The organism is Phenylobacterium sp. (assembly GCF_046590535.1).
Classification (GTDB): Bacteria; Pseudomonadota; Alphaproteobacteria; order Caulobacterales; family Caulobacteraceae; genus Phenylobacterium.
Map to the genome: position 1 here is coordinate 1 of NZ_JBKJTG010000051.1, position 11,513 is coordinate 11,513.

At 71.1% G+C, this 11,513-nt stretch carries 12 protein-coding genes; 6 read left to right on the plus strand and 6 right to left on the minus strand.

Annotated features, from left to right (window positions below):
* Positions 1-165 precede the first annotated feature (165 nt).
* Positions 166-444, minus strand: coding sequence for a hypothetical protein (locus ACLL81_RS02895; protein WP_411286842.1), 279 nt, complete (start codon positions 442-444; stop codon positions 166-168).
* A 200-nt stretch (positions 445-644) separates the two neighbouring features.
* Complete coding sequence (locus ACLL81_RS02900) at positions 645-1,406, minus strand: SDR family oxidoreductase (RefSeq protein ID WP_411286843.1); 762 nt, start codon at positions 1,404-1,406, stop codon at positions 645-647.
* Positions 1,407-1,467: 61 nt separating this feature from the next.
* Between ACLL81_RS02900 and ACLL81_RS02905 the strand changes: the two genes are divergently transcribed.
* Complete coding sequence (locus tag ACLL81_RS02905) at positions 1,468-3,468, plus strand: TonB-dependent receptor (RefSeq protein WP_411286844.1); 2,001 nt, start codon at positions 1,468-1,470, stop codon at positions 3,466-3,468.
* 32 nt (positions 3,469-3,500) lie between these two features.
* Here ACLL81_RS02905 and ACLL81_RS02910 read toward each other — a convergent pair whose 3' ends face one another.
* The 3 genes from ACLL81_RS02910 to ACLL81_RS02920 are packed head-to-tail and all read right to left on the minus strand — an operon-like array spanning position 3,501 to position 5,388.
* Positions 3,501-3,944, minus strand: a complete 444-nt coding sequence (locus ACLL81_RS02910; RefSeq protein ID WP_411286845.1) for a flagellar basal body protein — start codon at positions 3,942-3,944, stop codon at positions 3,501-3,503.
* 11 nt (positions 3,945-3,955) lie between these two features.
* A complete protein-coding gene (locus ACLL81_RS02915; protein WP_411286846.1) occupies positions 3,956-4,276 on the minus strand; it encodes a rod-binding protein in 321 nt (106 codons plus the stop codon).
* Positions 4,277-4,278: 2 nt separating this feature from the next.
* On the minus strand, positions 4,279-5,388 hold the full coding sequence (locus ACLL81_RS02920) for a flagellar basal body P-ring protein FlgI (RefSeq protein WP_411286847.1): 1,110 nt from the start codon (positions 5,386-5,388) through the stop codon (positions 4,279-4,281).
* Between the two features lie 205 nt (positions 5,389-5,593).
* Here ACLL81_RS02920 and ACLL81_RS02925 point away from each other — a divergent pair, with 205 nt between their 5' ends.
* The 3 genes from ACLL81_RS02925 (at position 5,594) to ACLL81_RS02935 (ending at position 8,264) form a co-directional block, all read left to right on the plus strand.
* Entirely contained in the window at positions 5,594-6,022 is a 429-nt protein-coding gene (locus tag ACLL81_RS02925; protein WP_411286848.1) for a flagellar assembly protein FliX, read from the plus strand.
* Between the two features lie 95 nt (positions 6,023-6,117).
* Positions 6,118-6,546 (plus strand): RNA polymerase-binding protein DksA, encoded by a 429-nt coding sequence (gene dksA, locus ACLL81_RS02930; protein ID WP_411286849.1) that lies wholly within the window; start codon positions 6,118-6,120, stop codon positions 6,544-6,546.
* Positions 6,547-6,596: 50 nt separating this feature from the next.
* Positions 6,597-8,264, plus strand: a complete 1,668-nt coding sequence (locus ACLL81_RS02935) for an NAD+ synthase (protein WP_411286850.1) — start codon at positions 6,597-6,599, stop codon at positions 8,262-8,264.
* A gap of 28 nt (positions 8,265-8,292) precedes the next feature.
* Here ACLL81_RS02935 and ACLL81_RS02940 read toward each other — a convergent pair whose 3' ends face one another.
* Entirely contained in the window at positions 8,293-8,892 is a 600-nt protein-coding gene (locus tag ACLL81_RS02940; protein WP_411286851.1) for a TIGR00730 family Rossman fold protein, read from the minus strand.
* A 94-nt stretch (positions 8,893-8,986) separates the two neighbouring features.
* On the opposite strand from ACLL81_RS02940, the gene ACLL81_RS02945 reads away from it, so the two are divergent.
* Complete coding sequence (locus ACLL81_RS02945) at positions 8,987-9,766, plus strand: hypothetical protein (protein ID WP_411286852.1); 780 nt, start codon at positions 8,987-8,989, stop codon at positions 9,764-9,766.
* Positions 9,767-9,785: 19 nt separating this feature from the next.
* Positions 9,786-11,513, plus strand: a 1,728-nt coding sequence (locus ACLL81_RS02950; protein ID WP_411286853.1) for an ABC transporter transmembrane domain-containing protein, incomplete at its 3' end; no start/stop codon positions are given.

Below are 11,513 nucleotides of genomic sequence, written 5' to 3' on the forward strand. Positions count from 1 at the left end.
CCAGCACGCGACCCTGCTGGAGGAGACCCGCGAGCAGGTGGCCCTGATCGGCTCGACCAACCAGATCGAAGCGGTGATGGCCAATATGGGCAAGCGCGACCCGGCCTTCGCCGACTAAGCCTGGACGCCGCTCCGCTCAGGCAGAGCGGCGTCCGCGGCGAAGGGCTAGCGCAGGGCGAAGCGGGTGGGCTGGATCGCCGCCAGGGCCGGGATCGCGGCTTGGGCGACGGTCGCCCTGACCGTCTGCTTGATGCAGGACCTCTGAGCGTCGATCGGAAAGGTCGCGCCGTAGGTTTGCCGCGCGCAGAGGGTGCTGGCGGCTTTGAGGATCTCGCCGTGCAGTTTCTCGACGGACTTGCCGGCCGTGGCGATCCGGATGGACTGGGCGCTGGCCGGCGCGGCGATGAGGGCGGCTGCAGCCGCGAGGAGGACGATACGGTTCATTTGGGTAGTCTCCGGTTGAGGTTTTACCAACCCCGATCCGGCGTTCCTCTTCGGCGTGCCGGCGACTTGCGCTCCGGCTTACCCGCCTGACATCAGGGTCTCCCCTGGACGTCGCCAACGCAAGCGCAATGCTGCGTTGCAACAAATAATTCACTGCACTGCGAAATCCGTAGGCGCCACTGGCGGGGAAAGCGGCGCCCTCAGCCCCGTCCGATGAACGGCATGGTGGTGGCCATCACGGTCATGAACTGGACATTGGCCGAAAGCGGCAGCCCAGCCATGTAGAGCACCGCGTCGGCCACCGCCTGGACCTCCATCACCGGCTCCGCAGCGAGCGTCCCGTCGGCCTGAGGCACGCCGCGGCTCATGGCGCGGGTCATGTCCGTGCCGGCGTTGCCGATGTCGATCTGGCCACAGGCGATGTCATAGGCGCGCCCGTCCAGGGAGGTCGAGCGGGTGAGGCCGGTGATGGCGTGCTTGGTGGCGGTGTAGGCCACCGAGCGGGGCCGCGGGACGTGGGCGCTGATCGAGCCGTTGTTGATGATCCGGCCGCCGCGGGGATCCTGCGCCTTCATCATGCGGAAAGCGGCCTGGGTGCAGAGGAAGGCGCCGGTGAGGTTGATGTCGACCACCCGCTTCCAGGCTTCCAGGGAGAGCTCCTCCAGGAGGACCGGCGGCGCGCCGGTCCCGGCGTTGTTGAACAGCAGGTCTAAGCGCCCAAACCGGCCGCAGGTCGCGTCAAACAGAGCGGTGACCGAGGCGAGATCGGAGACGTCCGTGGCCAGGGAGAGGGCGCGGTCCGAGGCGTCGCCCGCCAGGGCCGCAGTGTCCGCCAGCCGCTCGCCGCGGCGCCCCGCCAGGGCCACCGACCAGCCGGCGTTCAGCAGCGCCAGGGACACGCCCCGGCCGATGCCGCTGCCCGCGCCGGTGACGATGGCGACCTTGCCGGTTGCGCTCTGCATGCGGGCTGGATAGCCCTAACCCCGGCGATCGCGAAGCTTCGCCTTGGAAAAGTGAGTACCGATGCCTGAGTTGCCGCCGCCTGCCCCCGAAGTCGAAATGGTCATCGTCTATCCGCCCCGCCTCGCGCCTCTGGGCGGCGAGGTGGTGTTCAGCGCCGTGCAGATCGGCGCTCAGGAGCTGAAGGCCACGCCGCGCCTGGACGAGGCGCTCAAGCGCGCGCCGGGCGTCTCGCTGTTCCGCCGCACCGGCTCGGGCGCGGCCAATCCGACGACCCAGGGCCTGTCGCTGCGCTCCATCGCGCCGTCGGGCGCAGGCCGGGCGCTGGTGACCCTGGATGGGGCGCCGCAGAACGACCCGTTCGGGGGGTGGGTGATCTGGAGCGCCCTGCCGCCGGAAGGACTGGACGGGGCCACCATCGTGCGCGGCGCGGGCGCAGGACCCTATGGCGCGGGCGCGCTGACCGGAGTTGTGGCCCTGCAGGAACGCGGCGCCGGCGATGGCCTGGCGGCGGCGGAAATCTCAGCCGGCGAGCGCGGAAGCTACCGCGCGGCGGCCTCCGGCGGCGGCCCTGGGGTGTTGGTCACGGCGGCGGGCTCGACCACGGACGGATACTATGCGGTGCGCGGCGCGCGGCGCGGCGCGGCTGACCAGCCGATCACCCTGCAGGACGCCGCCCTGGCGTTCCGGGTGCAGGGCGAGGTGGCCGGCGTGCAGATGGCCGCCCGGCTCAGCGGCTATGAGGAGCGCCGCGGCGCGGGCCTGCTGGGCGCGCGGTCCATCGCCTCGGGCGCTTCGGGGACCCTGACCATCGGCCGTCCGGCGGCCGACGGTGTCGGCGGCTGGCGCCTGCAGGGCTGGGTCCGGGGCAGCGACCTGGTGAACAGCTCCGTGGCCGTGGCGGCCAACCGGGCGACCACCACGCGGGCCAACGATCAGTACGCGACGCCGGCCACCGGCTACGGCTTCAACGCCGCGGTGCAGGGCCAGCGGGGCGACATCGCCTGGGAGGTGGGCGCCGACGCGCGGCTGACCGAGGGCGTGGTGCGCGAGCGCTTCCGGCTGCTGAACGGGGTGTTCACCCGCGGCCGCGAGGCCGGGGGCGAGACCGCCGTGGGTGGGGTCTATCTGGAGGCGGCGTACGACCGCGAGCCCTGGATCGTCTCCGGCGGCGTGCGCGTCGACGGCTGGCGCTCGGAAAAGGCCATCCGCCGCGAGCGCGACCTGGCCAATGGCCTGCCGACCCTGGACCAGACCACGCCTGACACCTCGGGCACGACGCCCACGGCCCGGTTTGGGGCGCGCTACAGCGTCTCGCCGGACCTGTGGCTGCGCGGGGCGGCCTATGCCGGCTTCCGACCGCCGACGCTCAACGAACTGCACCGGCCCTTCCGGGTCGGCAACGACATCACCGAGGCCAATCCGGGACTGAAGCCCGAGATGCTGCAGGGGGTCGAGGCGGGGCTCGGCGGCGACGGCGCGGTGCGCTGGAGCGCGGCGGTGTTCCTCAACCGCCTGGAAGACCCGATCACAAATGTGACCATTGGCGTGGGTCCGGGGGTCTTCCCCACCGCCGGCTTCGTCCCGGCGGGGGGCACGCTGCGACAGCGGCGCAACGCCGGCGAGATTGAGGCCTGGGGCGTCGAGGCGGAGGCCTCGGGCGAACTCGCTTCCACGCTCTCCTGGCGCGGGGCCGTGGCCTATACGCACGCTCGGGTCGACGGCGGCTCCGCCGTGGCCCAGCTCACCGGCAAGCGGCCGGCCCAGACGCCGGCGATGACCGCCACCGCCGGCCTCGCCTGGAACGCCAGCGCCCGGCTCAGCCTCTCGGCCGACGCCCGCTACGAAAGCGCCCGCTGGGAGGATGACCTCAACACCCGCAAGCTCTCGGCCGGCCTGCTGCTGGACGCCCGGGCGGCGTGGCGGGTGGACGAGCGGATCGAGGTCTTCCTCGCCGCGGAAAACCTCACCGACGTGGACCTGGAAGTGGGCGAGACCGCCGACGGGGTGGAGAGCTATTCCATCCCGCGCACGGTCAGGGTCGGCGTCACCTGGCGGCGCTAGGCCGGCGCGCCCGCTGCACTGATTTAGGCGGCTCAGGCCCGCTGGTTGAGGGTGATGGCGGTGGCCTTCCCGGTGGTGGAGGTCGTGGCGTCGGGGCCGTAGCTGAGGCCCTTGGCCCGCTGGACGGCGACCTCGTCGGCGATGGCGCGAACCAGGCCCTCGGTGATGATCCTGGCGGCCTCGATGGCCCGGCCCTGGCGGGCGAGCACGGCGTCAAAGGCCTCGGTGGCGCGGATCAGGCGAGTGCGCAGCACCAGCGGCGCGGCCGCCACCAGTTCGGGGTTGGCACGCACCCGGGCCGATTCGTGCCGGTAGAGGTTGGCCAGCCGGGCGGTTTCGCCCACGTGAATGGCGGCGTCCTGTGGGCGGCGCTGCTCGAAGGCCTGGGCGGCCTGGGCCACCAGTTCGGTGAGGCGGTCAGTGAGCAGGATGAGCTGCTCGACGCGGTCCTGCGGGTCGTGGGCGGAAATGGCCATGGTTGGAGTTCCTACTGCAGGCCCTGGAGCTTCAGCATCTCGCGCGCCACGGTGTCGGCGATGCCGACGCCCCCCTGGCGGGCCATCTGCTTGCCCATGGCCTCGGTCATGAACGACTTGAACATCTGCTCGCCGGGACCGCCGCCGAACGGGGCCTCCACCTCGACGCCCTGAAACATCTGCTGGAGCATGATCGACAGGAACGCCGCCTCGAACTTCTGCGCGGTCTCCTTGATCTCGCCGCGCTTGGCGAGGTCGGCCGTGCTGGTGGCGGTGGGCGTCGCCAGGAGGGCGGGGGAGACGGAGACGGAGACGGGGGGGAAGCCGGCCATGTTCACATGACCTCGATGTCGGCCTGCAGGGCGCCGGCGGCCTTGATGGTCTGCAGGATGGAGATCATGTCGCGCGGGGTGACGCCCAGGGCGTTGAGGCCGGCCACCAGGCTGGCCAGGGACGCGCCGCTGCGCACGGTGAGGAACTGGCGGCCGGTTTCCTCATCGACGGCGATGTCGCTCTGCGGCACCACGGCGGTGTTGCCGGTCCGCGCGAAGGGGGCAGGCTGGCTGACGGCGGGGCTTTCGCGCACGGTGATGGTCAGGTTGCCCTGCTGGATGGCGACGGTGGAGACGCGCACGTTCTCGCCCATGACGATGACGCCGGCGACCTCGTCGATGACCACGCGGGCCGGAGAGTCCGGCTCCACCGACAGGTTCTCCACCTGGGCCACGAAGCTCAGCATGTCCTGGCCGTTGGAGGGCCGGATCGCCACGATGGTGGGGTTCTCGGCGATGGCCGCGCCGGGGAAACGCACGTTCACCGCATCGGCGATGCGCCGCGCGGTGGTGAAGTCGGGATTGCGCAGGGTCATGCGCATCTGCGTCATGCTGGCCATCCGAAAGCCGATCTCGCGTTCCACGGAGGCGCCGCCGGCGATGCGGCCCGCGGTGGGCACGCCCTTGGAGACGGAGGAACCGGAGGACCCCGAGGCGCTGATCGAGCCGGTCTGCACCGTCCCCTGCGCCACCGCATAGGCCTGGCCGTCGGCGCCCAGCAGCGGCGTGACCAGCAGGGTGCCGCCCATCAGGCTCTTGGCGTCGCCCAGGGCCGAGACATTGGCGTCGATCTGCGCGCCCGAGGCGGCGAAGGCCGGCAGCTTGGCGGTGACCATGACGGCGGCCACGTTCTTGGTGTTGAGTTGGGCGTCGCGGGTGTTGACCCCCAACCGCTCCAGCATCGCTTCCAGGCTCTGCTTGGTGAAGGGGGCGTTGCGCAGGGCGTCGCCGGTGCCGTTCAGGCCCACGACGATGCCGTAGCCCACCAGCATGTTCTCACGGACGCCCTCGAACTCGACAATGTCCTTGATGCGCGAGTTGGCCATCGCCGGCGGCGCCCCGAGGGCGGCGGCGAGCGCGGCGGTGACGAGGACGCGGAACAGATGACGCATGGGTTACCGATGGAAGCTGCTTCGCCTCGCCTCCATGCGATGTCCGTGCCAACTCTGATGTGGGTAAAAACCTCAGCGAGAACAACGATCATCCGCCAAACGCTGTGCCGCCGTTGTCGGCAGAAATTGCCCGGCATTAACCATGCTGCAAGTTTGGCCGCCGATGGTGGGCGTCGAGTTCGCCTACGGGGTTTGATATCTCAGTATGAAAGTCACCGGGACTGGCGCAGCGGGGCAGGCCTCGGGGCCGCGCCCTGCGCGAGGCGGCGGCGAAGGCTTCCGCATCGCCACGCCCACGCCCGCGGCAGGCGCCAGCCAGGCCGCCCAGGTCTCCGGGCCCGCCGGCGTCATGGGCGTCGAGGCGCTGATTGCCTTGCAGGACGTGGGCTCGCCCACCGAGCGGCGCCGCCGCTCCGTGGCTCGGGCCGGACGCATCCTCGACGTGCTGGACGAGGTCAAGGTGGCGCTGCTGAGCGGGGCGCTGAGCGGGGCCGACCTGGACCGGCTGCGCCGCGTGGTGCGCGACGAGCGCCTGGCCACCGACGATCCGGCGCTGGAAGCTGTGCTGGACGACGTGGAACTGCGCGCCGCGGTCGAGGTGGCCAAGCTTGAGCAACCTGGCCGTGCGGCGTAATCGCACGCCGTTCTCCGGGCTCCATTGAAACCGGCGTTTGTTCTGCTATACGGCCCGCGCGTGTCTACGGGTGTCCAGGGGGCGTGAGATTTTTCATGAAGGCAGCCGTTTTGCTGGCCGAGAGGCCCGAGTACCGTCCTTCCGAGGACGAGGAGTTCATGGGTGAGCGACAGCTTGAGTATTTCAAGCAAAAGCTCCTGAACTGGAAGGAGGACATCCTGCGCGAATCCCGCGAGACCCTGTCCCACCTCCAGACCGAGACAGAGAACCATCCCGACTTCGCGGATCGCGCCTCTTCGGAGACTGACCGCGCCCTGGAACTGAGGACGCGCGACCGTCAGCGCAAGCTGATCTCCAAGATCGACGAGGCCATGCGCCGGATTGAGGACGGGTCCTATGGCTACTGCGAGGAGACCGGCGAGCCGATCGGCGTCGCCCGCCTCGACGCCCGGCCCATCGCCACGCTCAGCCTCGAAGCCCAGGAACACCACGAGCGCCGCGAGCGCGTCCACCGCGACGACTAGACGACCGGCGTGGCTGGCTTGCGCCGCTGGGCCGCGCTACATGACGGCTCATGTCAACTCGTCTGGTGATCGCCGCCGTCCAGGCCAATCCCACGGTCGGCGCGGTTGAGGGCAACGAGGCCCTGGCCCGTCAGCAGTTGGCCAAGGCCAGGGCGGCCGGCGCCGACATCGCGCTCTTCCCCGAGCTGTTCCTCTGCGGGTATCCGCCGGAGGACCTGGCGCTCAAGCCGGCCCTGTGGCGCGCCTGCAAGGCCGCCGTCGAACGGCTGGCGGTGGAGACCAGGGACGGACCCGCGGCGCTGATCGGCCTGATCTGGCCGCCGGAGACCCCCGGCGCCAAGCCGCGCAATGCCCTGGCCTACCTGGCCGACGGCGCGGTGCAGGGGCTCGCCTTCAAGTGCGACCTGCCCAACTACGGCGTGTTCGACGAAAAGCGGGTGTTCGACCCGGGCCTGGGGCCGGAGGTGTTCGACTTGCGCGGCATCAAGCTGGGCGCGCCGATCTGCGAGGACATCTGGTCGTCCAGGGTTTGCATGGACCTGAAGGCCCGCGGCGCGGAAATCCTGCTGGTGCCCAACGGCTCGCCCTTCCGCCGCACCTCCGACGACGAGCGGCTGGGGGTGGCTCGGGCCAGGGTCGCCGAGACCGGCCTGCCGATGCTTTACGTCAACCAGGTCGGCGGCCAGGACGAGCTGGTGTTCGACGGCGGTTCCTTCGTGCTGCAGGCCGACGGCGAACTGGCCATGCGCCTGCCGATGTTCGAGGAGGCCCTGGCGCTCACCACCTGGGAAAAGCGCGAGGCCGGCTGGCGGTGCGTGGACGCGCCCATGCACGACTGGTGCTCGGGGGCGGAGGAAATCTACCGCGCCATGGTGCTGGGCCTGCGCGACTATGTGCGCAAGTCCGGCTTCCCGGGCGTGCTGCTGGGCCTGTCGGGGGGCGTGGATTCGGCCATCGTGGCGGTGGTGGCGGCCGACGCCCTGGGCCCGGCGAGCGTCCGCTGCTTCATGCTGCCGTCCAGGTACACCAGCGCCGAGAGCCTGGAAGACGCCGCCGCGGCAGCCAAGGCGCTGGGCGTGCGGCTGGACGAGATCCCCATCGAGCCGGCGGTGCAGGCCTTCGCCCAGATGCTGACCCCGCTCTACGAGGGCCGCGCTCCGGACCTGACGGAGGAGAACATCCAGGCCCGCACCCGGGGGCTCTCCCTGATGGCGCTGTCCAACAAGCTGGGCCTGATGCTGCTGACCACCGGCAACAAGAGCGAGATGGCGGTGGGCTACGCCACCCTCTATGGCGACATGTGCGGCGGCTACAACGTGCTGAAGGACCTCTACAAGACCGACGTCTATGCGGTCTGCGCCTGGCGCAACGCGAACGATCCGTTCGGCGTCGCCACGTCGCCGATCCCCCAGCGCATCCTGACCAAGCCCCCGTCGGCGGAGCTGCGCCCCGACCAGAAGGACCAGGACAGCCTGCCGCCCTACGAGGTGCTGGACGCCATCCTGCACGGCTTGGTGGAGGAGGAGGCGACGCTGGACGAGATCACCGCCCGCGGCTTCGACGCCGCCACGGTGGAGCGGGTGCAGCGCCTGCTGTACGGATCAGAGTACAAGCGCCGCCAGGCCCCGCCCGGCGTGAAGATCGGCCTGCGCGCCTTTGGCCGAGACCGCCGCTATCCCATCGTCAACGGGTTCAGGGACGCCGTCACTAGGCCCTGACGCCACGCCGCGACGGGCACGCTCATATCTAGGTGATCCGCGTCACCGCTTCCGCCGGCGGCGAGGCCAGGGCCGGCCGGCCGTGCAGCGCCGGGACGATGTCCTCCACCCGCTCCACCGAGGTCCAGGCGTCCATGAAGTTCGCCGGCGTCAGCTGCTCGTCCACGGTGTGCTGAAACAGCGCGAACAGCGGCTGCCAGAAGCCGCGGGGATTGTAGAACACCACCGGCTTGGCATGCAGGTCGAGGCGCCGCCACGATAACAGCTCCACCACCTCCTCCAGGGTGCCGATCCCGCCGGGTAGGATCACGAAGGCGTCGGAGCGCTCGAACATGATCTGCTTGCGCTCGTGCATCGAGGTGACGACGATGGTCTCCACGGTGTCCAGCGCCCGTTCGCGGCCCACCAGGAAGGTGGGGATGATCCCCAGCACCTCGCCGCCGGCCTCGTGGGCGGCGCGCGCGGTGGCGCCCATCAGGCCCACCCCGCCGCCGCCATAGACCAGCCGCAGCTTGTCGGCGGCCAGGGCGCGGCCCAGGTCGCCGGCGGCGGCCAGGAACTGCGGGTCGGCGGCGTCTGACGAGCCGCAGAACACACACACGGATTGCAGGCGGTCGTGGCGCCCCATGACAAGAAAACTCCAGGAAAGCCCGACCGCGCTTGCGGGCGCGCGGGGAAAGCCCAATTAGCTAAGGTGAGGGTTAAGGAGTTTCAAGCAAACCGTGTTCCGCAGCTTGGTCGCCATCGTCGCGCTTGCGGCCGTCGGTCCGCTGGCCGCCTGTGGGGCCGGTCCGGACGCGGCGACGAGGGAGCCGGCGCAGGCCGGCGTCCAGCCTGATCCCGGCTTCCTGTCGCCGCCGCAGGCGAGCGAGGTGCGCGTGGCTGGCGGCGAGATCCTGCTCACTGGGTCCGCCCCCGCCGGCGGCCAGGTGCGCCTGGCCACGCCGGCCGGCCAGGCGATCGCCGCCACCGCCGACGCGGCCGGGCGCTGGACGCTGCGGCTGCCGCTGGGAGGCCCGCCGCAGGTCTATGGCCTCTCGACGCAGAGCGATGGGAGACGGGTGCAGGGGCAGGGCTACCTGCTGGTGGCCGCAGACGGCAAGGCGGCGCTGTTGCGCTCCGGCGTCGGCGCCGTGCGCCTCGACCGCATCGCGGGGCCGTCGATCACCGCCTTTGACTTCGACCGCGAGGGCGCCGCCGTGGTGTCGGGCCAGGCCCCGCCCGGGTCGGCGCTCTCCCTGCGCATCGACGGGCGCCAGTTGGCCGAGGGCGCCGCCGACGCCGCCGGCCGCTTCCATCTGGCCCTGCCGGCGCCGATAACCCGGGGATCGCACCGTCTGCAGGTCGTCGGCGACGGGTTCGGGCTGGAGGCCCGGGTCGAGGTTTCCCCCGCCCCGGCGCTGACGCCGGGTCCGTTCCGCGGGCGAACCACCCCCGGCGGCGTGCGCGCCGACTGGATCACGCCCGGCGGCGGCGTGCAGTCCACCCTGATCCTGGGCTAGCGGCTTGACCCACGCCCACATGGCCCGCGGACGGTTCTCCGGCCCGGGCGCCATCGCCGCCGCCGACGTGACCTTCGACTTCTGGGGCTCCATGGCCGACCTCGGCCGGCTGGTGATGCGCTCCGGCGCGCCGGGCCTGCGCTGGCGGATCGGAGCCTCCCTGGCCCTGGTGTTCGTGGGCAAGCTGGCCGGGGTCGCCGCCCCCGTGGCCCTGGGTGAGGCGATCAACACCCTGGCGCCTGGCCTGGGGGCGCCCGTGGCCAGCGTGGGGCTGGGCTTCCTGGCCTTCGCGCTCAGCTTCGTTGGCCTGCGCCTGGTCGCCGCCTGTGCGCCCTATGCCCGCGACGCGATCTTCACGGTGGTCTCCCAGTCGACCATGGCCCGGGCCGCCACCGAGACCTTCGCCCATGCCCTGGCGCTGTCCATGGACTTCCACCAGTCCAAACAGACCGGGACCCTGTCGCGGGTCATCGACCGGGGCGCGCGGTCCACCGATTTCCTGATGCGCAGCGTGGTGTTCAACCTGGGCCCCACGGCCATCGAGCTGGTGCTGGCGATGATCGTCATGGCCACCCGGCTGGACTGGCGGTTCGCGGCCACCGCCTTCGTCACCATCGTCCTCTACGCGGGGCTGACCTTCAAGATCACCGACTGGCGCCTGGCCCACCGGCGCGAGCTGAACGAGGCCGACAACCGCATCGCCGGCCTCGCCACCGACGCCCTGATCAACTACGAGACGGTCAAGACCTTCGGCTCCGAGGACCGCACCATCGGGGCCTATGAAGGCGCCATGGGCGACTATGTCCGGGCCAGCGTCACCGCCAACACCTCGCTGTCGCTGCTCAACGCCGTGCAGTCGGTGGTGCTCAACGTCGGTCTCGCCCTGATGACCGTCATGGCCGGCTACGAGGTGATGGAAGGCCGCATGCGCATCGGCGACGTGACCATGGCGATCCTGCTGCTGATCGGCATCTATGGCCCCCTGAACATGCTGGGGTTCAACTACCGCGAGATCCGCCAGGCGTTCATCGACATGGAGCAGATGGTGGCGCTGCGGGCCCTGGGCGCCGACATCACCGACGCTGCGGACGCCACGGACCTGCCGCCGGCCGCCCAGCGCGGCGCGGCCCTGGCGTTCGACAACGTCAGCTTCCAGCACGACGCGCGCTCACAGGGCCTGCGCCAGGTCAGCTTCGTGGCCCAGCCGGGGTCCACCGTGGCCCTGGTGGGCCCCTCGGGCGCCGGCAAGACCACGGCCGTCAGGCTGGCCATGCGGCTGATCGATCCCAAGGACGGCGCGGTGACCCTCGACGGCTTCGACATGCGCCGGGTCAAACAGGCCAGCCTGCGCCGCGCGGTGGCCCTGGTGCCGCAGGACGTGGCCCTGTTCAACACCACCCTCTACGCCAACATCGCCTTCGCCCGGCCCGACGCCGCCCCCGACGATGTGCGCGCCGCGGCCGACGCCGCGGAGCTGGGCCCGTTCATCGACAGCCTGCCCCAGGCCATGTCGACCCTGGTTGGCGAGCGCGGCCTGAAGCTCTCCGGCGGGGAACGCCAGCGGGTGGGCATCGCCCGCGCCCTCCTGGCCGATCCGCGGGTGCTGATCCTCGACGAAGCCACCAGCGCGCTGGACGGTCCCACCGAGGCGGCCATCCAGGAGACCCTGCGCCGGGTGAAGGCCGGCCGCACCACCCTGGTCATCGCCCACCGGCTGTCGACCATCGTCGACGCCGACCAGATCCTG